Genomic DNA, 22,059 nt, shown 5'->3' with positions numbered 1-22,059 from the left:
GGTTTCGACGTGCCCGGCACGTCCCAGAGAACCTGCAACCGGAATCACCAATGCTGCGAATCAACGAACTCAGGCTGCCCCTCGACCACCCCGAGGGCGCCCTGAGGGACGCCATCGTCGCCCGCCTGGGCATCAAGCCTGCCGAGCTGGGCGAGTTCACCGTGTTCAAGCGCAGCTACGATGCGCGCAAATCCACGGCGATCACGCTGATCTACACCATCGACATGACCGTCGCGAACGAGGCGGCGCTGCTCGCGAAGTTCGCCGGCGACCGCAACGTGACGACGACGCCAGACACGAACTACCGCTTCGTCGGCAAGGCGCCGGAAGGGCTCGCGCATCGCCCGGTCGTCGTCGGCTTCGGCCCCTGCGGCATCTTTGCAGCGCTGATCCTCGCGCAGATGGGGTTTCGCCCGATCGTGCTGGAGCGCGGCAAGGCCGTGCGCGAACGCACCAAGGACACCTGGGGCCTGTGGCGCAAGAGCGTGCTCAACCCCGAGTCGAACGTGCAGTTCGGCGAGGGCGGGGCGGGCACCTTCTCGGACGGCAAGCTCTACAGCCAGATCAAGGACCCGAAGCACCTCGGGCGCAAGGTGCTGACCGAGTTCGTGAAGGCGGGCGCGCCGGAAGAGATCCTGTACCTGAGCAAGCCGCACATCGGAACGTTCCGCCTCGTCGGCATGGTCGAGACCATGCGCGCCGAGATCATCGCGCTGGGTGGCGAGATCCGCTTCCAGCAGCGCATGGCCGACGTGCTGATCGAGGACGGCCAGTTGCGCGGCGTGGTGCTCGCGAGCGGCGAGCAGATCCGCAGCGACCACGTCGTGCTCGCGCTCGGCCACAGCGCGCGGGACACGTTCGAGATGCTGCACGCGCGCGGCGTGTACATGGAAGCCAAACCGTTCTCGGTCGGGTTCCGCGTCGAGCATCCGCAATCGCTGATCGACAAGGCGCGCTTCGGTCCCAATGCGGGCCATCCGCTGCTCGGCGCGGCCGACTACAAGCTCGTGCATCACGCGAAGAACGGCCGGTCGGTGTACAGCTTCTGCATGTGCCCGGGCGGGACGGTGGTCGCGGCGACGTCCGAGCCGAACCGCGTCGTCACGAACGGCATGAGCCAGTATTCGCGCAACGAGCGCAACGCCAACGCGGGCATCGTCGTCGGCATCACGCCCGAGGATTACGCCGGCGGGCCGCTCGCCGGCATCGCCTTCCAGCGCCATTGGGAGTCGCGCGCCTACGAGCTGGGCGGGGGCGACTACATCGCGCCGGGGCAACTCGTCGGCGACTTTATCAGGAACCAGCCGTCGAGCGTGCTCGGATCGGTCGAGCCTTCGTACAAGCCGGGCGTGAAGCTCGGCGACCTGTCGACGAGCCTGCCCGACTACGCGATCGAGGCGGTGCGCGAAGCCTTGCCCGCCTTCGAGCGGCAGATCAGGGGCTTCTCGATGCGCGACGCGGTGCTCACCGGCGTCGAGACACGCACCTCGTCGCCGCTGCGCATCACGCGCGGCGCCGATTGCCAGAGTTTCAACGTGAAGGGCCTGTACCCCGCCGGGGAGGGTGCGGGCTACGCAGGCGGCATCCTGTCGGCGGGCGTCGATGGCATCCGCGTGGCCGAGGCGGTGGCGAGATCCATCCTCGGCGACGTGACCGTCGTGGCGGAGGAGGCATGATGGACGAGCGCCTCGACCGCATCGAAAGCAAGCTCGCGCTGGCCGAGGACGCCATCGACGAGCTCAACCTGACGGTGTTCAGGCAGCAACAGCAGATCGACCGCCTGCAGAAGCAGATCCTGGAGCTGCACCGGCAGACCGCGACCGGATCGCCCGGCGAGCGCCGCGATCTGCGCGACGAGATTCCGCCGCATTATTGAGTTCGAATTTCGCCTTTGCCAGAATGGAAGGAAACCGCATGGTTGTTCATGGGTGACAAATGAACCACGCGGATGGCGGCGAGCAACCGCTGGTCCGCTGCCGGAGAAAATCGCCGATGACCCGCGCCATTTCCACCGCGCATGCCCAGGCTTCCGTCGAGCCGGAGCCGGCGTGCGCCGAGGTTGCATCCCCCGGCTTCGATCCGGCAACCGGACGCGTAAACAAGCTGTGGGCGCGCATCCTTCTCGTCGCCGCCATCTATGCGCTTGCGGCGCTCGCCTCGAGGCTGCTCGCGGCGTCGCCGGGTTTTGCCGCATCGCTCTGGCCGCCGGCGGGGGTGGCGCTGGCGTGCCTGATCCTGTTCGGAATCCGGTCGTTTCCCGGCGTATGGCTGGGGGCGCTCCTGTTCAACCTGCTTTTCACTCCGGCGACGGGCGTGACTGGCGCTCTCTCCGCCGCGTTCTGCGCCACCGGCGCAACCCTGCAGGCGGTGCTCGGCGCCTGGTTTGCCCGGCGCTACCTTCGCTCGCCGTTTGCGCTGGCGAGCCACTGGAGGCTGGTCCGGATTCTTTTGCTGGTCGGGCCGGTTGCGTGCATCGTTTCGCCCACGTTCGGAACCGGTGCCCTGGTCGGACTCGCGCGGCTCGCGCCGGCCAGTGCCGCCGACGAATGGCTGGCGGCGTGGGCCGGCGATACGATCGGCGTGCTTCTCTTCGCGCCGCTCGGGCTGCTCGTCATGCCGGGCGCCCGGCCGGCGTGGGTAGCCAGCGGCCGAAGCGGTTTCCGTGTCGCAGTCACCCTGCTGGCCACTGCCATTCTCCTCGGTGTCGGCGGGGTTGGAGTGCATCGCATCGAGGCGGAGCGAAAGCGTGCGGGCATCGCCCTGCGGATGGACGAGGTCGTCGAGTTGGGCTTTCTGCCGTTGCCGAACGTGGTCGCCATGCTGGAAGGCGTCGAGCGCTTCATTTCGGCAAATGCCGCCCTGACGCCCGAGGGGTTCGCCGCGTATACCCGCTGGATAACGCGTCATCCGGCGCTGTCATCGGTGGATTGGGCCCCGCGCGTCACGCGCGAGCAGCGCGCCGCGTTCGAGTCGGCAGCACGGGCGGGCGGCCTCCAGGACTACCGGATCTTCGAGCCTGACGCCGACGGCACTCCGCTTCCGGTCGGGGAGCGGGCGGAGTATTACCCCGTGCTGTTCACCGAGCCGCTTGAAAAGAACCGGATGATCGTGGGCCTCGATCACGCGTTCGATTTCGAGCGCATGGCGGAGATGCGCCATGCCTCGGAGTCGGGTTCTCTCCATCTGATGCACAGGTCGCGCCTTCTCCGGACCGTGAAGCCGTCCCTGCTGGTGTTCCAGCGCGTGCTCGCCAAAGACGCCGCAGGGGCCGCCGAGGCAGGGGCCCGGGACAGGGAGATCCGTGGATACGTGGTCGGCGTATACGACGTCGAAGCGCTGCTCGCACCTCTGCTCGATGCGGCGCGGGCGCGCGGGGTGCTCTGCCGTGTTCGGGACGTAACGGGCGGCGGGACGGCGTACACGCTCGTCGACGGGCTGACGGCGGACGTGCCACCGCTCGTGACGCGCGACATCGAAATCGCCGGTCACAGCTTCCGGCTCGAAATGCAGCCCGGCTCGGGATTCGATGTCACGGCCTACGGGGCCGAGTCGCACATCTTTCATGTGTTCTCGGTTCTGGTGGCGCTCCTCGTGAGTTTTGGCACACTGAGCACCGCGGGCTATGCGGCGGGAATCGAGCGGACGGTGGCAAAGCGCACCGCGGAGCTCGAGGACGAACTCCAGGCGCGGCGCAGCGCCGAGGACGAGCGCGACCGCCTGTTCAACCTCCCGCTGGACCTGCTGGGGATCGCGGGTGTCGACGGATACTTCAAGCGCGTCAATCCGGCCTTCCGGAAAACGCTCGGGTGGAGCGACGACGAACTCCTCGCGCATCCGTTCCTCGATTTCGTTCACCCCGACGATCGCGCGGCAACGCAGGCCGAGATGGGCAGGCTTGCCGAGGGGATTCCGACGCAGGGGTTCGAAAACCGCTACCGGTGCAAGGACGGCTCCTGGCGCCGGTTGGAGTGGAAGGCCTTGCCGCAGCCCGACGGTTTGATCTTCTGTTCCGCAACCGACGGTACCGAGCGCCACGAGCATGCGTTGCGCCTCGGCCAGCTGAATGCCGTACTGGCTCGTCGGGTCGAGGAGCACACCGCAGCGATGGACGCGCTGCGGGAAAAGAAGGAAGAGCTCCGCGTGGTGCTCGATCACCTGTTTGACTGCGTCATCACGATCGACGAGCGCGGCGTGGTGCAGCGCGCGAACCCGGCCATCCACCCGGTGCTCGGCTATGCGCCGGAAGAGGTCGTCGGACAGAACGTCGCGATGCTGATGCCGTCGCCGGACAGCGAACGGCATGATGGCTACCTGCGGCGTTACCTCAAGACCGGCGAACGCTCCGTCATCGGCACGAGGCGCGAGGTGGAGGGGCGGCACAAGCTCGGTCATACCGTCGCACTCGAACTGAGTGTCGCGGAATACAGCATCGGGAAGGAGCGATTCTTCATCGGCACGCTGCACGACATCACCAAGCGCAAGACGCTGATCGCTGCGCTGCAGCAGGCGCGTGACGATGCCGAGCAGGCGAGTCGGGCGAAGTCCGCGTTCCTGGCCGCGATGAGCCACGAAATCCGCACCCCGATGAACGGCGTGGTCGGACTCGTCGAAGTGCTCGCCCACACCGGGCTGACGGAACAGCAGGCCGACCTGATCGCGACCATACGTTCGTCGTCGTCGACCCTGCTGGGAATCATCGACGACATCCTCGACTTCTCGAAGATCGAGGCCGGACGGCTCGAACTCGACGCGGCGCCGGTCGCACTGGAGGAACTGGCCGAGGGGCTGGCCACGTCGCTCGCACCGGTCGCAAACGGCCGCGATGTCGATCTCTCCATCTTCGTCGCGCCCGACCTTCCGCGACTGCTGGTGGCCGACGAGATGCGCGTGCGGCAGATCCTGTACAACCTGGTGGGCAATGCCATCAAGTTTTCGGCGGGGCGTCCGGGCATCCGTGGGCGGGTCGGGATCCGCGTGACCATGGCGCAGCGCGACCCGCTGTGCGTTGCCATCGCGGTGTCCGACAACGGAATCGGAATTGCCCCCGACAAGGTGAACGAGCTCTTCCATCCCTTTACCCAGGCCGAGACCTCCACGACGCGCCGCTTCGGCGGAACGGGACTGGGACTCGCCATCTGCCGGCGGCTCGTCGCGCTCATGAATGGCGACGTGACCGTCGAGAGTCGTCCCGGGGAGGGCGCGCGTTTCACGGTGACCCTACCGTTGGAACCGGCGTCCGACGCGCAGTCGGCGCAACAGGGCACACAACTCGGCGGAGTCGGCTGCATCCTCATCGATGATGCGGAGCTGTCGACCGACGACCTGCGCATCTATCTCGAACATGCCGGTGCGCAGGTGCAAGTCGCTGCCGACGTGGGCTCGGCCGCCGCGGCGGTGCGAGCGCTCGGCGCGCCGGCGATCGTGATCGGCTTTGTAGGCCATGGCGCGAACGAGCAGCGCATTGCCGAAGCGCTCGACGGCGTCCGGCGCGTCTGCATCAAGCGCGGACGTCGCCAGCGTCCGCGCATCAGCGACCCGTTCACGGTCACGATCGACGGCAATGCCTTGCGCAGGCAGACGCTGCTACGTGCGGTGGCTGTCGCGGCGGGGCTGGCGTCGCCCGAGACATTCCAGTCGTCGCAGCCTGTTCCCGAGCAGGCTGCGACGCTGACGATGCCCGACGTCGAGCAGGCCCGTCGCGAAGGTCGCCTGGTCCTGGTCGCTGACGACGACGAAATCAATCGCAAGGTGATGATCCATCAGCTCGCGCTGCTCGGGTATGCGGCCGAACTCGCGGGAGACGGAGCCGAGGCCCTGCAGATGTGGCGCAAGGGCCGTTACGCGCTGGTGCTGGCCGACATCCACATGCCCGAGATGGACGGCTACCGGCTCACCGAGTCGATCCGGTGCGAGGAAGGCGATAAGGGGAGGATCCCGATCGTGGCCGTGACGGCGAACGCCTTGCGTGGCGAGGAGCGCCGAGCCTATGCGGCGGGAATGGATGGCTACCTGACCAAGCCCGTGCTGCTCGACACCCTGAGCGCGACGATCCGGCAATGGCTGCCGGACGGCGAGGTGCCGCCGGCGGCCGGACCGCCCGTGCAGCGGGTCGGCCTCGAGCCGACGGGCGATTTGCCGCTGCTGGACCTCTCGACGCTTGCGAAGCTGGTCGGCGAGGAAGAAACTGTCATACGGGAATTCCTGCAGGAGTTCGCGGAATCTGCCCGGGGGCACATGGCAACGATGGAGGACGCCGATGCGCGCGGCGAGCTTCACGTCATCGCCGCGACGGCGCATATGCTGAAATCGTCAGCGCGAGCAGTGGGCGCGCTATTGCTGGGTGACGTCTGTGCGGCGCTCGAGGAGCACGCCAAGCAAGGGGATCGCACCCTGATCGCGAAGCAGATGGCGCGCCTTACCGCATCGTTCGAGGCAACGATGGCGCGGGTTATCGAAGATCTTTCGGCGGAGACCCTGCCACTGCGCGGAGAAGTCAGATGAGAATCCTGGTGGTCGACGACGAACCGATTCCGCGCAAGCTGCTCGTTCATCAACTGGGCCGGCTCGGTATCGAGGATGTCGAAGCCTGTGCCAGCGGTTACGACGCGCTGACGGTACTCGCCACGGCCAGCGACGGCATCGATCTCATTTTCTGCGACCTGCAGATGCCGGGGATGGACGGGATCGAGTTCGTGCGCCACCTGACCCGGCAGGAATATGCCGGTAAGCTCGTCCTCGTGAGCGGCGAGAGCGAACGCATCCTGCAAACGGCCGAGAAGCTCGCCCAGGGCCACCGTCTGCGGGTGCTGGGCGCGTTGAGCAAGCCGGTGACCATGGACGAGCTGCGGCATGTCCTCCAGCAGCGGACCTTGTCCGAACCGGCTGCCGCCCGTGCCAGCGGGAACGCCTACACGGTGGACGCGCTGCGTCACGCCATCGCCGCTGGCAACCTGGTCAATCACTACCAACCCAAGGTGGATCTCGCGACCGGAGCGGTGACCGGCGTGGAGACGCTGGTGCGCTGGGCGCATCCGCAGGACGGCCTGATCTTTCCCGACCAGTTCATCGCACTTGCCGAAGACAACGGCCTGATCGGCGAACTGACGCGAACGGTCCTGCTCGAGGCACTGCGTCACGCGCGCCGGTGGCACGAGGACGGGCTGCCGCTTCAGGTTGCGATCAACGTGTCGATGGACAACCTGGTGTCGCTCGATTTTCCGGATGTCGTGGAGCGCGCGGTGCACGAATCGGGATTGCCTTCGGCCAGCGTGATGCTCGAGGTGACCGAGAGCCGGCTGATGAAGGATCCGCTGACGCCGCTCGAGATCCTCACGCGCCTGCGGCTCAAGCGGATCGGGCTGTCGATCGACGATTTCGGCACCGGGCATTCGTCGCTCGCGCAACTGCGCGACATCCCCTTCACGGAACTCAAGATCGATCGCGGTTTCGTGCATGGGGCCGGCCGTGACGCTTCGCTGCGCGCGATCTTCGAGGCGAGCCTGGGCATGGCGCGGCAACTCGGCATGAAGGTTGTGGCCGAGGGTGTCGAGGACCGCGAGGACTGGGATTTCCTGCAAGGGATGGGGTGCGATTTTGCGCAGGGCTGGTTCGTTTCCAGGGCCATGCCGGCCGAGCAGGTCCCCGACTGGGTTGCCGACTGGGAAATCCGCCGCCCGACGCTCGTGAGCGTGGATGCATGAACGGCATCGCGCGCATCCTGGTCGCGGGCGACCTGGCCGTCGATGCCGCACCGGTGCGCAAGCTGCCGGGCAGGACGAATTCGAGACGGTGTCGCGGCCGCCCTTCCGTCACCCGCGCGGGCTGATCGCCGAGCGCGCGGCATCCGGCCGCGGCACTTTTTCCTGGCCTTTCGCGCGTGCGGCAGTCTAGATTGAAACGGTGCGGATCGCGGGGCCGCGATCCGCGTGATGACGTTCAGGAGAACGCGCCATGACCGATCCCGTTCCCAACATTGCGCAGAAAGGGCCGTATGCCGTCGAACTGGAAGCCGGCAAGGAGTATTACTGGTGCCAATGCGGCAACAGCAAGCACCAGCCGTTCTGCGACGGATCGCACAAGGGCGGCCCTTTCCTGCCGGTCAGGTTCACCGCGGCCGAGACGGGCACCGCCTATCTGTGCGGCTGCAAGCGCACCGGCAACAAGCCGTATTGCGACGGGACGCACAAGACCTTGTAGGCGCGTCGACCACCGCGCCAGACATCACGCGGCGATCACGCAGTCCGCGAATCCGGCGCGCAGTTCGGCTTCGGGCAGCCGGCGGCCGATGAGCACGATGCGCGAACGCCGCGCATCGGCATTCCATTGTTCGCCGTAGTCGAATCCCGCGAGGCGGTGCACGCCCTGGAAGACGAGCTTGTTCGCCTGGTCGGGGATCGCGAGCACGCCCTTGTAACGGAGCAGGTCGTCGCCGTGGCGGTCGAGCAGGCCCTGCACGAAGGCGCCGATGCGGTCGAGGTCGACATCGCCCGCGTGTTCCAGCAGCAGCGAGCCGATCTCGTCGCTGTGCGCGGTTCCGCCGAACAGCTTTCGGCCATCCTGCGCGGCCGGGCGAAAGCGCGGAGCCGCGGGGGCGTCTTCCGCGAGCAGGTTCTCGTTGAGGTTGAAGCCGCGGATGTCGAGCAGGAAGCCGATGTCGAGTTCGCCCGCGACCAGCTGGCGGATCGGCGCCCGCGGGTTGATGCGTGCGAGCCGCTCGAGCAGCGCGTCGAGCGCATCGGCCGCGACGCCCTCGCTCTTTGACACGAGCAGACGGTCGGCGAAGCCGACCTGCTTCAGCAGCACGGGGTGTTCGTCGAGCTGCCGCGGAGCGTGAACGGCATCGACGACCGTGAGCACGGCGTCGAGGAGATAGGTCTCCGCGAGCTCGGGCTCGGCGAAGAAGGTCTGGATCACCGGGCCGGGGTCGGCGAGGCCGGTGGTCTCGATGACGATGCGGTCGAAGGCGAGCTCACCGGCGTCGCGTCGGGCCTTGAGATCGACGAGATTCCTTGCCAGATCCCCACGCACGGTGCAGCACAGGCAGCCGTTGGTCATCTCGACGACTTCCGCGCTCTGCTGCACCAGCAGTTCGCTGTCGATATTGACCGGCCCGAACTCGTTCTCGATCACCGCGATGCGATGACCGTGGGCCGCCGTCAGGATACGGTTCAGCAGTGTCGTCTTGCCGGCACCGAGGAAGCCGGTGAGGACCGTGACCGGAACAGGGATGGAGGGGTTGGGGTGTTGCATGCTTGATCCTTGGCCGATCACGGTGCCTCATCAGCAGCAGCGGCCGGTGCCGCCGTTGTAGCGCGCTTCCTGCCGTTCGCGGAAGAATTCCTCGTAGCTCATCACCGGGCGGTCCGGGTGCGTCGCCTTCATGTGCGCGACGTAGGTGTCGTAGTCGGGCAGGCCCACCATCAGGCGGGCGGCCTGCCCGAGATACTTGCCGAGCTTGGTGAGATCGTTGAACACGGGCTTACGCCGCAGCGCCCTGCGAGGATGCATCCGGCGCGCCGATTTCCTGCGTCGTCGGATGCGCGGCGCGGTATGCCTGCCAGCACGAACGCAGGCCGTACACCAGGATGCTCACGACGACCAGCATGAAGAACAGCGACAGGGCAGCATCGATCTGGTTGTTGAGGATGATCTGCTTCATCTGGCCGACGTTCTTGGCCGGAGCGAGCAGCTCGCCCCGCTCCAGTGCGCCCTGGTAGCGCGACACCTGCGCGAGGAAGCCGACCTTCGGGTTCGCGTCGAAGAGCTTCTGCCAGCCGGCGGTCAGCGTGCAGGCAATCAGCCAGATCGTCGGGGCTACCGTCACCACCGCGAAGCGCTCGCGTTTCATCCTGAACAGCACGACCGTGCAGAGGACCAGCGCCACCGCGGCGAGCATCTGGTTGGAGATGCCGAACAGCGGCCACAAGGTGTTGATGCCGCCGAGCGGATCGACGACGCCCTGGTACAGGAAGTAGCCCCAGGTGGCGACGCACAGTGCGGTCGCGATCGCGTTACCGACCCACGAATCGGTGCGCCTCATCGCCGGCACGACGGTGCCGAGGAGATCCTGAAGCATGAAGCGGCCTGCGCGGGTGCCGGCGTCGACGGCGGTGAGGATGAAGAGCGCCTCGAACAGGATCGCGAAGTGGTACCAGAAACCCATCATCGCGGTGCCGCCGAACATCACCGAGAAGATCTGCGCCATGCCGACGGCGAGCGTCGGCGCGCCGCCGGCGCGGGCGATGATGGTGTGTTCGCCGACCGCGGCAGCGGTCTGCGTGAGTACGTCGGGGGTGACGACAAAGCCCCAGTTCGAGATCACCTGCGCAGCGCTTTCGGCGGTGGGGCCGAGCACCGCGAGCGGGCTGTTCATCGCGAAATAGATGCCCGGCTCGATGATCGACGCGGCGACCAGGGCCATGATGGCAACGAAGGACTCCATCAGCATGCCGCCGTAGCCGATCAGGCGCATGTGCGATTCGTTCTCGATCATCTTCGGCGTCGTGCCCGACGAGATCAGCGAGTGAAAACCGGACACGGCGCCGCAGGCGATCGTGATGAAGAGGAAGGGGAAGAGACTGCCGGCCCAGACCGGGCCCGTGCCGTCGATGAAGCGCGTCACCGAGGGCATCTTCAGCTCGGGGGCGACGAAGAGGATGCCGATCGCGAGCGCGGCGATGGCGCCGATCTTCAGGAAGGTCGACAGGTAGTCGCGCGGCGCGAGCAGCAGCCACACGGGCAGCACCGAGGCGATGAAGCCGTAGCCGATCAACATCCACGTGAGCTGCACACCGGTAAAGGTGAACAGCGGTGCCCAGGTCGGGCTCGCGGCGATCTGGCCGCCGCCGACGATCGCGGCCATCAGGCCAATGAAGCCGATAACCGACACTTCGCCGATGCGGCCCGGACGGATGTAGCGCGTGTAGAGGCCCATGAAGATCGCGATGGGAATCGTCGCCGCGACGGTAAAGGTGCCCCACGGGCTTTCGGCCAGCGCTTTCACGACGATCAGCGCGAGCACCGCGAGGATGATCACCATGATCAGGAAGGTGCCGAAGAGCGCGATGACTCCCGGGACGGGGCCGAGTTCGGACTTGACTAGGTCGCCCAGCGAGCGGCCGTCGCGGCGCGTCGACACGAACAGCACCATGAAGTCCTGCACCGCGCCGGCGATGACGACGCCGGCGAGGATCCACAGCATGCCCGGCAGGTAGCCCATCTGCGCCGCGAGCACGGGGCCGACCAGCGGGCCGGCGCCGGCGATGGCGGCGAAGTGGTGGCCGAACAGCACGTACTTGTTGGTCGGTACGTAGTCGAGGCCGTCGTTGTGCCGGTAGGCCGGAGTCATGCGGTCCGGATTGATCGACATCACCCGCTTCGCGATGAAGAGGCTGTAGTAGCGGTAGGCGATGAGGTACACGGAAACCGCGGCAATGACGATCCACAGGGCGTTGATCGTTTCTCCGCGGCTGAGTGCGACATATGCGAGCGCGAAAGCGCCTAAGATGCCGACAAGCGCCCATAGCGCGTGCCTGGACAGCGTGGCCATTTATACTCCTCCTCTCTCCGGATAGGCCGTTGATTCAGGCTCTGGTCTTACCGGATCTGGTCTCGGGTCCCGGCACCCCTGTGCCGGGGATCACACGTTAATGTCGCGGAACGGTGCGCGCCGGACCATTCGCACTACTACTTTCGGCAGCTGCGTAGTTCTACGTAGAAATGGCGCGCACGGGCGCCGGCGTGCGTTCCCGGCGCATTACAATCGCAGGCGAATCGGGGGGGAGGGCACCACTTGCGTCTCAAGCACAAGGTCATCGTCCTGGCCGTGCTGCCGCTCGTCGCCGCAGTGGCGGCGATCGCGATCATGGTCGCGGTGCAGGCGCGCGACCTGGAGCGCCAGCAGGAGGTCGTGCTGAACGAGGCGATGCTGGTCGCCAAGCGCGCGGAATTGCAGCACTACGTGCAGCTCGCACAAACCTCGATCGACCACCTGTATGCCTCCGGCCGCGACGACGAGGCAACCAAGAACGAGGCCAAGCGCATCCTCAACGAGATGAACTACGGTGACGATGGCTATTTCTTTGCCTACGAGATCTCCGGCCTCAACATCGTCCATCCCCGCCAGTCGGAGCTGGTCGGCCACAACCTGTGGGAGAAGCACGACTCTGAAGGGCTTCCGGTCATCCAGCGCCTGATCGCGACCGCCACTTCTGGCGACGGGTTTCTCCAGTACAAGTGGAACAAGCCCTCGACGGGCAAGGAAACCGCCAAGCTGGGCTATGTCGTGAGGCTCGATCGCTGGGGCTGGGTCCTCGGGACCGGGATCTACCTCGACGACGTCGAGGCCGTCCGGAACAAGCTGCGCGACCAGATGGCGTCGCGCATCGCGGCGACCGTGCTGGGTTTCACCGTCGTGGGGATCGTCGCGGCCCTGATCGTGTTCGCGGGCGGCATGGCGCTGAACCTCAGCGAACACCAGCTCGCGGACCGCCGCCTGAAGGGACTGGCGCAGCGCATCGTGACCTCGCACGAGGAGGAGCGCACGCGGGTCGCCCGCGACCTGCACGACGGGCTCAGCCAGTTGCTGGTGTCGGTCAAGTACCACCTGGAACTCGCGAAGGAGCGGGCGCTTGCCGGGCGCGACGACGTCGCGGAACACATCGGCAAGGGGCTCGATGGCCTGGGGGTGGCGATCGGCGAGATCCGCAGCATCTCGTACAATCTGCGCCCCTCGCTGCTCGACAACCTCGGCCTGCCGGCCGCGCTGCAGCAGCTGCTCGACGAATTCCGCGTGCGTACCGGCATCGTCGTCGATGCCGATATCGCCAAAGTGGACCTGTCGGCCGATGCGGCCGGTGCAACGACGCTGTATCGCATCGCGCAGGAAGCGCTGACGAACATCGAGCGTCACGCCGACGCGCGCCATGTCCGCCTCACCCTGGCGTCCGGGCGAGGCACGGTGCACCTCGTGATCGCGGACGACGGGCGCGGCTTCGACACAGCGCGGATCGATTATCCCCGCAGTGGCGGCATCGGCCTGCGCAACATGCGCGAGCGCATCGAACACCACGGCGGACAACTTGCGGTCAACTCGATGCCGGGACACACCGCGCTCAGGGCCGTGCTGCCGTGCCCGAATGCGAAGAAGGGGAGCGTGTCATGAGCGAAACAACCGGGTCCGACGCAACGATTCGCCTGCTGCTCGTCGACGATCATCAACTCGTGCGTGACGGCCTGCGGGCGCGGCTGGGGGACATCCCGGAGATCGAAATCGTCGGCGAGGCGGCCAACGGCCAGCAGGCCCTGGCGGCCGCCGAGGCCCTGCGGCCGGATCTTGCGCTGGTCGACGTCGGCCTTCCCGACATCAACGGCATCGAGCTGACCGGGGCACTCGCGCGGCAGCGCCCCGAGCTGCGCGTGCTGATCCTGAGCATGTACGACAGCCAGGGTTACGTGATGTCGGCGATGCGCGCCGGCGCGCGCGGCTATGTGCTCAAGGACGCCCCGTCGGCCGAGATCATCGCGGCGATCCGCGCGGTCGCGGCCGGGGGCGCCTATTTCAGCAGTGCCCTGACCGCCGCGCTGTCGACGCCAGCGGACGACGCAGCGACACTGACGGAACGCGAGAGGGAGGTGCTCATCCTGGTCGCCCAGGGCGACAGCAACAAACGCATTGCGCAGAAGCTTGACGTCAGCGTGCGTACCGTCGAGACACATCGCCTGAACCTGCGCCGCAAGCTCGGCATCGAGACCGCGGCGGGCCTCGCGAGCTACGCGCTGAAGCGCGGCTGGATCAGGGGTTGATCTGCAAAGGCGGCGTCAGGCCTTCTCGCCGCGCGCGGCCAGATAAATGCCCGCCAGCAGCAGCGCGAAACCGCCAAACTGCAGCGGCGCGAAGCCCTCGCCGAAGAGGACGAAAGCCATCGCTGCGCTGCAGACGGGCTCGCCCAGGGTAACCACGGCGACGAAGGTGGCCGAAACATGCCGCAGCGACCAGTTGTAGGCCGTGTGTCCGAGCAGCTGCGGGCCGAGCGCCATGCCGGCAAGCATTGCCCAGGCAGTCGTGCCGAAACCGCTCAGCGGAGCCCCTGACACGCCGCTCGCCCCGGCCAGCAGCAATGCGGCCGCACCGTAGGCAAGCCATACGTAGGCGGGCAGGGGAAGCCCCGCGCGAAGGCGCCTGCCGATCAGCAGATAGGCGGAAAAGCACCACGAACCCGCCAGCGCGAGCACATTCCCCAGCACCGGATTCGCCCCGGCGCTTACGGTCTGGCTGTCGCTCCAGAAGATCAGCAGACTGCCGCCGAAGGACAGCGCGATGCCGCCCAGCATCATGCGGCCCGGCCGCTCGCCGAACAGCACGAAGGACACCAGTCCGATCCACAACGGGTTGGTCGTGACCAGGGCCGTACTGGAGGCGACCGAGGTGTACTCCAGCGAGCTGACCCACGTCGCGAAATGCAGCGCGAGGAAGAAACCGGCCGCCAGCGCAAGCAGGCACTGACGCCGGTTCAGGTCCTTGAGCGCGCGGTGAGACTGGAACAGCGCGACGGGCGTGATGATCAGCGCCGCCAGCCCCAGCCGCCAGGTCGCCACGGTGAACGACGGAACACCTTCGCCCTGGGCCAGGCGGGCGAAGATCGCGCCGAACGAAACGGCGAGCAGCCCGATGCCGAGTACGGCAAAGGGCAGCCAGCGGGGCGGGGCGGCAGCGCGATCGGTCAATGCCCGCCCTCCAGGTAAGCCGCGCGTACCTCGGGGCTCGCGAGCAGTTCCTGCCCCGTCCCCGCCAGCACGATCTCGCCGTGCTGCAGCACGTAGCCGCGATGGGCGACGCGCAGCGCGTGGTGGGCGTTCTGCTCGACCAGCAGCACCGTCATGCCGTGCTCGGTGTTGAGCTCGCGGATGATCTGGAAGATGCGCTTGATGTAGATCGGCGCAAGCCCCAGCGAGGGTTCGTCGAGCAGCAAGAGCTTCGGCCGGCTCATCAGCGCGCGGCCGATCGCGAGCATCTGCTGCTCGCCGCCCGACAGCGTGCCGGCGCGCTGTGCCGCACGTTCCCCCAGGATCGGGAACATCGCGTAGACGCGCCCGATATCGGCATCGAAGTTCGCCGGGTCGGCGAAAGCGGTGCCCATCAACAGGTTTTCCATCACCGTCATGCGCGGGAAGATGCGGCGGCCTTCGGGCACGATCGCGATCCCGCGGCGCGAGATCAGGTGGCTCGGCACGCGCGTGATGTCCTCGCCGTCGAACACGATGCGGCCCTGCGATGCCCCCGGCTTGCCGAACAGGCTCATCATCAGCGTCGACTTGCCCGCGCCGTTGGCGCCGATCAGCGTCACGATCTCGCCGACCTGCACCTCGACGTCGATGCCGCGCAGCGCGTGGATATGGCCGTAATGGGCGTGTACGCCCTCCAAGTGCAGCATCATGCGGCTTTCTCCCCGGATGCGGTGTCCTCGTCATCCTCGCCGAGATAGGCCTTGATGACTTGCGGGTCGTTGCGGATTTCCTCGGGCGTGCCCTCGGCGATCTTGCGGCCGTAGTTGAGCACGCAGATGTGGTCCGACACGTTCATCACGACGCTCATGTCGTGCTCGATCAGCAGGATCGCGATGCCTTCCTCGCGGCACAGCGACAGCAGCAGCGTGTTGAGCTCGGCCGATTCGCGCGGGTTGAGGCCCGCCGCCGGCTCGTCGAGGCACAGCAGCACCGGATCGACGCACAGCGCGCGCGCGATCTCGATGCGCCGCTGCGTGCCGTAGGGCAGGTCGCCCGCCGCAACGTCGGCGATGTCGGTGAGGCCCAGGCGCTCGAGCCAGTGCGCGGCCGTCTTCAGCGCCTCGGCCTCCGCCTTGCGGTAGCCCGGCAGCCGGAAGATGCCGGCGATCGAGAAGCGCGAGGCATCCTGCAGGAAGTTGTGCTGCGCGACGATCAGGTTCTCCAGCACCGTCATCTTCGGGAAGAGGCGGATGTTCTGGAAGGTGCGGACGACCTGCGCATCGCGGGCGACGCGGTGGCCGGTCATCGTTTCCAGGCACATCTCGCCTTTCTTCGGATGGGCGAGGCGCACGCCGCCGGTGGTCGGCTTGTAGAAGCCGGTCAGGCAGTTGAAGAAGGTCGTCTTGCCGGCCCCGTTCGGGCCGATGATCGCCGTGATCTTGCCGGCGGGCACCGACACCGACAGGTTGTCGATGGCAGTGAGGCCGCCGAACCGCATCGTCAGGTTCTCGACGGAGAGCAGGGTCGCGCTCATGCTTCACCTCCCGTGGCCGCGGCCTTGTTGAGACGGATCGTCGGTTCGCGCGACGCGAGCAGGCCGCTCGGCTTCCACACCATGATCAGCACCATCGCCGTGCCGAACATCAGCATGCGGTACTCGGAGAAGTTGCGGCCCAGTTCCGGGAGCAGCACCAGCACGAGCGCCGCGAGCACGACGCCCAGCTGGCTGCCCATGCCGCCCAGCACGACGATCGCGAGGATCGTCGCCGACTCGGTGAAGGTGAAGCTCTCGGGCGAGATGAAGCCCTGGCGCGCCGCGAAGAACACCCCGGCGAAACCGCCCAGCATCGCGCCGATCGCGAAGGCCGACAGCTTCACGTTGGTCACGTTCATGCCCATCGCTTTGCACGCGATCTCGTCCTCGCGCAGCGCTTCCCACGCACGGCCGACCGGCAGCTTCCGCAGGCGCGACACGAACACGTTGGTGAGCAGCGCGAGCACCAGGATCAGGTAGTACAGGAAGATGATCCGGTGCATGCCCGAGAATTCGACGCCGAAGAAGGTCGCGAAGCTCTGCGTGCCTTCGGCCGGGCTGCGTTCGAAGGGCAGTCCGAACAGCGTCGGGCGCGGGATCGAGCCGATGCCGTTGGGGCCGTTCGAGAGCTCCGTCCAGTTCACGAGGATCACGCGGATGATCTCGCCGAAGCCCAGCGTCACGATGGCGAGATAGTCGCCGCGCAGGCGCAGGATCGGGTAACCGAGCAGGATGCCGAAGGTCGCCGCCATCGCGCCCGCTACCGGCAAGGCCTCCCAGAAGGTCCAGCCGAAGTGCGAGAAGAGCAGGGCGTAGGTATAGGCACCGACCGCGTAGAAGGCGACGTAGCCGAGGTCGAGCAGGCCGGCGAGGCCGACGACGACGTTCAGCCCCCAGCCCAGCATGACGTAGATCAGCACCGTCGTGGCCGTGTCGATCATGTAGCGGTTTTCGGAGAACATGATCGGCAGTGCGACCGACGCACCGAGCACTGCCCAGCCGATCACCTTGATCGCCAGCGGCGTGCGATCGACCTTCGCCACCGCGGATTTCGCCGCGCGACGGCCACGGATCTGGTCCATGACCCAGCGGAAGATGAAACGGCCGGCGAAGGACACGCCGACGAAGATCCCGAGCATGCCGAAACGGGTCTGGACGGTCAGGGCGCCGCCCTGGTCGACGGTCGTCAGGCCGACCATCGGAATGCCCAGCAGCAGCGCGACGAAAGCCACCCAGGCCGCGTCCTTGAAGCGCTCGGCCGGCGTGCGCGCGTGGCGCGCGATGATGACGGCGCTCATCAGACCTTCTCCACTTCAGGACGGCCGAGGAGTCCGCTCGGGCGGAACATCAGCACGAGGATCAGGATCGCGAAGGTCGCGACGTCCTTGTATTCGGGCGAGAGATAAGCCGCCCAGAACGACTCGATCAGGCCGATGATGAGGCCGCCGAGCATCGCGCCCGGCAGCGATCCGATGCCGCCCAGCACCGCGGCGGTGAAGGCCTTGATGCCTGCGACGAAGCCGATGAAGAAGTCGACCACGCCGTAGTACACGGTCACCATCACGCCCGCGACGGCGGCCAGCGCCGCGCCGAGCATGAAGGTGGCCGAGATCGTGCGATCGACGTTGATGCCGAGCAGTGCCGTCATCGTGCTGTCCTGCTCGCAGGCGCGCTGCTGGCGGCCGAACGCGGTCTGCGTGATCAGCCAGGTGAAGGCCACCATCAGCACGATCGTCACGAGCATGATCATGATCTGGGTCCACGACACCTGCACCGTGAAGTCGGCCGTCCGCCACAGCTCGATGCCCCCTTCGATCACCGGCGGAATCGGCTTCACGCGCGCGCCTTGCGTGAGCTGCACCATGTTCTGCAGGAAGATCGACATGCCGATCGCGGAGATCAGCGGCGCCAGGCGGGTCGAGCCGCGCAGGGGCCGGTAGGCCATGCGCTCGACCGCCCAGCCGTAGGCCGACGTGAAGAAGATCGCGGTGATCAGCACCGCGGTGAGCGCCAGCGGCAGCGACGTGATGTCGAAGGCCGCCAGCAGCGTGAAGGCGGTGACCGCGATGAACGCGCTCACCATGAAGATGTCGCCGTGGGCGAAGTTGATCATGCCGATGATGCCGTACACCATCGTGTAGCCGATCGCGATCAGGCCGTACACGGCCCCCAGCGTCAGGCCGTTGATGAGCTGTTGCAATGCATATGCCACAGCAGTCTCCTTTGTCGTTTTGTGCGGATGTCTCGCGCGCGATGCCAGCGGGCAGGGCTGCCGACCGCGCCGAACTCATCCGGGAGATGGCGCCGCCGGCCTTTTGGACCGGCGGCGCGCAGGCCGGGCGGGTCGCCCGGCCGGTGACAGAAACTACGCAGGATTACTTGGCAGCGTAGTCGTACTGGCCGCCCTTCCACTGGTAGACGACGAAGCCGGGCTTCTTCTGGTCGCCCTTCGCGTCGAAGGAGAGGTCGCCGATCACCGTCTTGAAGGTGCCGCCGCGCATCGCCTTCTCCAGGTCGGCGAACTTGGTGCTCTTGGCCTGGGTTGCGGCTTCCGCAAAGAGCTGGAATGCGGCGTAGGCGTACATCACGTAGCCTTCCGGCTCGACCTTGGCGTCGCGGAAGCGCTTCACGACCGGCGCGGCATCCGGGTTCTTGCGCGGATCGGGCGAGAACGTGAACATCACGTTGTCCGCGTTCGCGCCCGCGGCGGTGACGAGTTCCGAGTTGGTCATCGTGTCGCCGCCCATCACGGTCAGCTTCAGGCCGGCCTGCTGCGCCTGGCGCAGGATCAGCGCGACTTCGGTGTGGTAGCCGCCGTAGGCCAGCACTTCGACGCCGGCCTGCTTGAGCTTGGTCACGATGCCCGAGTAGTCCTTCTCGCCCGCGGTGATCGACTCGCGCAGCGTCGGCTTCAGGCCCTTGGCGGTCATCGCCTTGGCCATCTCGTCGGCCAGGCCCTTGCCGTAGGCGCTCTTGTCGTCGAGCACGGCGACCTTCTTGCCCTTGAAGTGGTCGGCGATGTAGCCGCCCGCAACCAGGCCCTGCTGGTCGTCGCGGCCCATGATGCGGAAGACGTTCTTCAGCCCGCGCTCTGTGACCTGCGGGTTGGTCGACACGGTCGCCATCGGGATGTCGGCCTCGACGTACACTTCGGAGGCGGGAATCGTCGAGCTCGAGCACCAGTGGCCATGCATGAACACGATCTTCTTGTTTACCATCGTGTTCGCGACCGACACCGCCTGCTTCGGATCGCAGGCGTCATCGCCGACTTCGAGCTTGAGCTTCTGACCGAGCACGCCGCCCTTGGCGTTGATGTCGGTGATCGCCATCTCCGCGCCGCGGCGGATCTGGTCGCCGGCCGAGGCGTACTGGCCGGTCATCGGGCCCGCGATCGCCACCGTCAGGTCGGCGTGGGCGAGCTGGGCCTGCGCGCCGAGCGCGAGGAAGGCGGTCGCAATCAGGGTCTTCTTCATGTGTTTCCTCCGTGGTGTCTGTGGTTCTTCAGGTACTGCACGAGCGACGCCCCCGCATCGAGCACATGGGCCCGCGTCAGGGACGCCGCAGCGTCGGGGTCGCGCCTTGCGAACGCATCGAGGATCGCGCTGTGTTCGCTTTGCGTCTTGGGCATCTCGGTCTGCGCCGTCATCGCGAGCAGCGCGCGCACGTAGCGTTCCAGCTTGTCGTACAGCGCGCGGATCTCCGCCAGCAGGATCGGCCGGTCGGCGTCTGCATACAGCGTCGAGTGGAACAGCCAGTTCAGTTCGCCCCAGCGTCCGGGGTCCTGCGACGCGCCGAACTCCGCAAGCTTTTGGCGTGCGTCGTTCAGGCGTTCATCGCTGATCCGGGCTGCGGCGAGCCCGGCTGCGCGCGCTTCCAGCAGCGCGCGGATGTCCATGTACTCGAGGATCTCGGCCTGCGAGAGGCCGGCCACGACAGCACCACGGTTCTTCGCGAAACGTACCAGGCCTTCCGCTTCCAGCCGCTTCAGTGCCTCGCGCACCGGGATCTTGCTGACATGGAAACGAGCCGCGATCTCATCCTGGCGCAGCACCTCGTCGGTCGCGAGATGCCCCCCGACAATAGCGTCGCGCAGCGAACCGGCAATCTGGTCGGATGCCGAGAGCCGCAATACGCGCGGAACTGCGAGTTGTTCGAGTGGCGAAGCCATGGATGGGTTTTGCGTAAGATCGTATACGTTATACGGAGCGGCGCAAAATTACCCGCCCGTGGAACGGAATGCAAGCTGCACTGCAATATAACGATCTGCCGATGTTTCGCCCGTGCGCCGGGCGCCTGCGTCAGGCTTCGGGAAGCTTCAGCGCTGCCCACATCACCCATTGCCCGCAGGCGTTGCGCGGACTGCGCAGGGTGCCGTGCCACGGCCCCTCGTTGCATGCACCGCGCGCGTCGTCCTCGTACTCGACTTCGCCCGGATTGGCGCCGGGTTTGCGCGCGCCTCCCCAGCGTTTGCAGGAAACGCAGCGCTTGCGGTCGGCGGGCTGGACGGGCATGGAAGGTGAAACGGAAAGGAAGGCGCGGTCAGGCAGCCTTGCGCGCGAGATGCTGTTCAAGCGCGGGGCGAAGATTGCATTCCTGCTGCCAGGCGCGCCGTTCGTCGTTGGCGAACGCGTACGCGCGCGCCTCGTCCTCGCCGAGGGCGGTGAGCGTTTCAAGCGTGCGCTGCAGGAAGACGTGCTGCGGCAGCATCGTGCCGAAGAACAGCACCAGATCCCCGCGCTGGATCAGCAAGGTGGGGAAGTTCTCGATGTCGAGGTCGCCGGCGACGTCCGCATCGTCCTCGACGTCCACCCAGTGGAACGCGGCCTGCGGCCATTGCCCCGCGAGCGCCTCGAACCCGGCGCGATACTCGCGACAGGTCCCGCACCATTCGGCGCACAGGCAGACGACGAGCAGTTCGGGCAGGGTAGGGGCGTTCATCGGCGGAGACATTCGGTGCAGTAAGCCCCGAGGCTAGCATATCCACCCTTCGCACGCGCCCTTTGTCCGCGTCCGGCCCTCCGCCCGGCCCTCCGCCCGGCCCTCCGCCCGGCCCTCCGCCCGGCCCTCCGCCCGGCCCTGGCCGGGATCGGATCAGCTGGACGCGCTGATCCGGAATACCGCCGGATCGTCGCCGTGGTCGATCAGGATCCGGCGCACCCGGTCCTGCCACATTTGCCCGAAACGGCGCGTCAGTTCGCCGGCGTCGGGTCCGTGAAGGCAGCGCATCAGCAGTTCCGGCATCTCCGGATCGGCCGGCACCGACGAGAGATCCGCCTGCGCATCGACGGCTGCGCCCGTGTCGACGCGCGTAAACCGCATCGCCAACGGCACATCGGCAGCAAAATCGAGCAGCCCGCGGCGCACGAAGCGGCCGCCGAGCCCCTTGAATCCACCGTCGTGGGCGGCGCCCGTCAGTAGCGTGACGACGCTGGCGATGACGCCGGTGACGCCTTCGTCGATACGCCCCCGAAACGCGACCCGGATGCCGCCGCGCTCGGGCATCTCGTCCGGATAGAGCGCCCGCAGGGCATGCAGGGTGAGCATGTAGGCCGAGGCCACGGTCGGGCAGGAGTGGCCGGCGAGCTTCACGGCATCCTCGTAACCGTAAGCGAACACGCCCCCCTCACTGGCGCCAAGAAACGCCGCGAGGGGATCGCGGAGCTCGATTCGTCTTGCGTCGGCGAAAAAATCCGGAAAAGCCATCTGCGACCTCGTATCCTTCGGAGTGTTGTCGGGGCCGCGCACTGGTCACGCGGCGTCGGGTTCGGGCGTCGCCGCCCCTGCCCTCATGTTTCAAGGAT

At 66.9% G+C, this 22,059-nt stretch carries 21 protein-coding genes; 8 read left to right on the top strand and 13 right to left on the bottom strand.

Translation table 11 applies throughout. From position 1 onward, the window contains the following. The first annotated feature begins 50 nt into the window (after positions 1-50). The 6 genes from CDA09_RS12310 (at position 51) to CDA09_RS12290 (ending at position 8,196) form a co-directional block, all read left to right on the top strand. On the top strand, positions 51-1,676 hold the full coding sequence (locus CDA09_RS12310) for an NAD(P)/FAD-dependent oxidoreductase (RefSeq protein ID WP_121428964.1): 1,626 nt from the start codon (positions 51-53) through the stop codon (positions 1,674-1,676). Further along, a complete protein-coding gene (locus CDA09_RS12305) occupies positions 1,673-1,876 on the top strand; it encodes a SlyX family protein (RefSeq protein ID WP_353616587.1) in 204 nt (67 codons plus the stop codon). The genes CDA09_RS12310 and CDA09_RS12305 overlap by 4 nt, the downstream gene beginning before the upstream one ends. 116 nt (positions 1,877-1,992) lie before the next feature. Then, complete coding sequence (locus tag CDA09_RS12300) at positions 1,993-6,501, top strand: PAS domain S-box protein (RefSeq protein WP_164844411.1); 4,509 nt, start codon at positions 1,993-1,995, stop codon at positions 6,499-6,501. Further along, positions 6,498-7,700 (top strand): EAL domain-containing response regulator, encoded by a 1,203-nt coding sequence (locus CDA09_RS12295; protein ID WP_121428961.1) that lies wholly within the window; start codon positions 6,498-6,500, stop codon positions 7,698-7,700. Before CDA09_RS12300 ends, CDA09_RS12295 begins: the two co-directional genes overlap by 4 nt. After that, complete coding sequence (locus tag CDA09_RS23655) at positions 7,697-7,825, top strand: hypothetical protein (RefSeq protein ID WP_286164105.1); 129 nt, start codon at positions 7,697-7,699, stop codon at positions 7,823-7,825. Before CDA09_RS12295 ends, CDA09_RS23655 begins: the two co-directional genes overlap by 4 nt. 125 nt (positions 7,826-7,950) lie before the next feature. Beyond that, a complete protein-coding gene (locus CDA09_RS12290; RefSeq protein ID WP_121428960.1) occupies positions 7,951-8,196 on the top strand; it encodes a CDGSH iron-sulfur domain-containing protein in 246 nt (81 codons plus the stop codon). A 24-nt stretch (positions 8,197-8,220) separates the two neighbouring features. On the opposite strand, the gene CDA09_RS12285 is transcribed toward CDA09_RS12290, so the two are convergent. Genes CDA09_RS12285 through CDA09_RS12275 form a run of 3 tightly spaced genes read right to left on the bottom strand, consistent with a single transcriptional unit; the run spans position 8,221 to position 11,548 of the window. Further along, positions 8,221-9,249: a CobW family GTP-binding protein gene (locus CDA09_RS12285; RefSeq protein WP_121428959.1), complete on the bottom strand. Its 1,029-nt coding sequence runs from the start codon at positions 9,247-9,249 to the stop codon at positions 8,221-8,223. Between the two features lie 30 nt (positions 9,250-9,279). Then, positions 9,280-9,474 carry a YbdD/YjiX family protein gene (locus CDA09_RS12280; protein ID WP_121430854.1) on the bottom strand — a complete coding sequence of 65 codons (195 nt, stop codon included), beginning with the start codon at positions 9,472-9,474 and terminating at the stop codon, positions 9,280-9,282. A 4-nt stretch (positions 9,475-9,478) separates the two neighbouring features. Further along, entirely contained in the window at positions 9,479-11,548 is a 2,070-nt protein-coding gene (locus CDA09_RS12275; protein WP_121428958.1) for a carbon starvation CstA family protein, read from the bottom strand. Positions 11,549-11,791: 243 nt separating this feature from the next. Between CDA09_RS12275 and CDA09_RS12270 the strand changes: the two genes are divergently transcribed. Together CDA09_RS12270 and CDA09_RS12265 are read left to right on the top strand one after the other, a co-directional pair. Continuing rightward, a complete protein-coding gene (locus CDA09_RS12270; protein ID WP_121428957.1) occupies positions 11,792-13,162 on the top strand; it encodes a cache domain-containing protein in 1,371 nt (456 codons plus the stop codon). Then, a complete protein-coding gene (locus tag CDA09_RS12265) occupies positions 13,159-13,803 on the top strand; it encodes a response regulator (protein WP_121428956.1) in 645 nt (214 codons plus the stop codon). The genes CDA09_RS12270 and CDA09_RS12265 overlap by 4 nt, the downstream gene beginning before the upstream one ends. Positions 13,804-13,818: 15 nt before the next feature. Here CDA09_RS12265 and CDA09_RS12260 read toward each other — a convergent pair whose 3' ends face one another. The 10 genes from CDA09_RS12260 to CDA09_RS12215 form a co-directional block, all read right to left on the bottom strand. Next, positions 13,819-14,724 carry a DMT family transporter gene (locus CDA09_RS12260; protein ID WP_121428955.1) on the bottom strand — a complete coding sequence of 302 codons (906 nt, stop codon included), beginning with the start codon at positions 14,722-14,724 and terminating at the stop codon, positions 13,819-13,821. Continuing rightward, positions 14,721-15,431, bottom strand: coding sequence for an ABC transporter ATP-binding protein (locus CDA09_RS12255; protein WP_121430853.1), 711 nt, complete (start codon positions 15,429-15,431; stop codon positions 14,721-14,723). The genes CDA09_RS12260 and CDA09_RS12255 overlap by 4 nt, the downstream gene beginning before the upstream one ends. Next, a complete protein-coding gene (locus tag CDA09_RS12250) occupies positions 15,431-16,258 on the bottom strand; it encodes an ABC transporter ATP-binding protein (RefSeq protein WP_121428954.1) in 828 nt (275 codons plus the stop codon). Before CDA09_RS12250 ends, CDA09_RS12255 begins: the two co-directional genes overlap by 1 nt. Beyond that, complete coding sequence (gene livM, locus CDA09_RS12245) at positions 16,255-17,556, bottom strand: high-affinity branched-chain amino acid ABC transporter permease LivM (protein ID WP_121428953.1); 1,302 nt, start codon at positions 17,554-17,556, stop codon at positions 16,255-16,257. The genes CDA09_RS12250 and livM overlap by 4 nt, the downstream gene beginning before the upstream one ends. Further along, positions 17,556-18,470 (bottom strand): ABC transporter permease subunit, encoded by a 915-nt coding sequence (locus CDA09_RS12240; RefSeq protein ID WP_121428952.1) that lies wholly within the window; start codon positions 18,468-18,470, stop codon positions 17,556-17,558. The genes livM and CDA09_RS12240 overlap by 1 nt, the downstream gene beginning before the upstream one ends. Positions 18,471-18,633: 163 nt before the next feature. Then, the gene (locus CDA09_RS12235) at positions 18,634-19,731 is read right to left on the bottom strand and encodes a branched-chain amino acid ABC transporter substrate-binding protein (protein ID WP_121428951.1); all 1,098 of its coding nucleotides are present in this window, start codon (positions 19,729-19,731) and stop codon (positions 18,634-18,636) included. Beyond that, entirely contained in the window at positions 19,728-20,426 is a 699-nt protein-coding gene (locus CDA09_RS12230) for a GntR family transcriptional regulator (RefSeq protein WP_121428950.1), read from the bottom strand. The genes CDA09_RS12235 and CDA09_RS12230 overlap by 4 nt, the downstream gene beginning before the upstream one ends. 130 nt (positions 20,427-20,556) lie before the next feature. After that, positions 20,557-20,769, bottom strand: a complete 213-nt coding sequence (locus tag CDA09_RS12225; RefSeq protein ID WP_121428949.1) for a hypothetical protein — start codon at positions 20,767-20,769, stop codon at positions 20,557-20,559. A 28-nt stretch (positions 20,770-20,797) separates the two neighbouring features. Beyond that, complete coding sequence (locus CDA09_RS12220) at positions 20,798-21,196, bottom strand: thioredoxin family protein (RefSeq protein ID WP_121430852.1); 399 nt, start codon at positions 21,194-21,196, stop codon at positions 20,798-20,800. Between the two features lie 153 nt (positions 21,197-21,349). Then, positions 21,350-21,961: a hypothetical protein gene (locus tag CDA09_RS12215; RefSeq protein WP_121428948.1), complete on the bottom strand. Its 612-nt coding sequence runs from the start codon at positions 21,959-21,961 to the stop codon at positions 21,350-21,352. Positions 21,962-22,059 lie beyond the last annotated feature (98 nt).

The organism is Azoarcus sp. DN11 (assembly GCF_003628555.1).
Lineage (GTDB): Bacteria > Pseudomonadota > Gammaproteobacteria > Burkholderiales > Rhodocyclaceae > Aromatoleum.
This window is presented reverse-complemented; position numbering and strand designations above follow the sequence as displayed.

Bases quoted from the DNA above. Each gene is read 5' to 3' on its own strand.
- CDA09_RS12310 (WP_121428964.1), top strand. From the start codon at position 51: ATGCTGCGAATCAACGAACTCAGGCTGCCCCTCGACCACCCCGAGGGC.
- CDA09_RS12305 (WP_353616587.1), top strand. From the start codon at position 1,673: ATGATGGACGAGCGCCTCGACCGCATCGAAAGCAAGCTCGCGCTGGCC.
- CDA09_RS12300 (WP_164844411.1), top strand. From the start codon at position 1,993: ATGACCCGCGCCATTTCCACCGCGCATGCCCAGGCTTCCGTCGAGCCG.
- CDA09_RS12295 (WP_121428961.1), top strand. From the start codon at position 6,498: ATGAGAATCCTGGTGGTCGACGACGAACCGATTCCGCGCAAGCTGCTC.
- CDA09_RS23655 (WP_286164105.1), top strand. From the start codon at position 7,697: ATGAACGGCATCGCGCGCATCCTGGTCGCGGGCGACCTGGCCGTCGAT.
- CDA09_RS12290 (WP_121428960.1), top strand. From the start codon at position 7,951: ATGACCGATCCCGTTCCCAACATTGCGCAGAAAGGGCCGTATGCCGTC.
- CDA09_RS12285 (WP_121428959.1), bottom strand. From the start codon at position 9,249: ATGCAACACCCCAACCCCTCCATCCCTGTTCCGGTCACGGTCCTCACC.
- CDA09_RS12275 (WP_121428958.1), bottom strand. From the start codon at position 11,548: ATGGCCACGCTGTCCAGGCACGCGCTATGGGCGCTTGTCGGCATCTTA.
- CDA09_RS12265 (WP_121428956.1), top strand. From the start codon at position 13,159: ATGAGCGAAACAACCGGGTCCGACGCAACGATTCGCCTGCTGCTCGTC.
- CDA09_RS12255 (WP_121430853.1), bottom strand. From the start codon at position 15,431: ATGCTGCACTTGGAGGGCGTACACGCCCATTACGGCCATATCCACGCG.
- CDA09_RS12250 (WP_121428954.1), bottom strand. From the start codon at position 16,258: ATGAGCGCGACCCTGCTCTCCGTCGAGAACCTGACGATGCGGTTCGGC.
- livM (WP_121428953.1), bottom strand. From the start codon at position 17,556: ATGAGCGCCGTCATCATCGCGCGCCACGCGCGCACGCCGGCCGAGCGC.
- CDA09_RS12235 (WP_121428951.1), bottom strand. From the start codon at position 19,731: ATGAAGAAGACCCTGATTGCGACCGCCTTCCTCGCGCTCGGCGCGCAG.
- CDA09_RS12230 (WP_121428950.1), bottom strand. From the start codon at position 20,426: ATGGCTTCGCCACTCGAACAACTCGCAGTTCCGCGCGTATTGCGGCTC.
- CDA09_RS12225 (WP_121428949.1), bottom strand. From the start codon at position 20,769: ATGCCCGTCCAGCCCGCCGACCGCAAGCGCTGCGTTTCCTGCAAACGC.
- CDA09_RS12220 (WP_121430852.1), bottom strand. From the start codon at position 21,196: ATGAACGCCCCTACCCTGCCCGAACTGCTCGTCGTCTGCCTGTGCGCC.
- CDA09_RS12215 (WP_121428948.1), bottom strand. From the start codon at position 21,961: ATGGCTTTTCCGGATTTTTTCGCCGACGCAAGACGAATCGAGCTCCGC.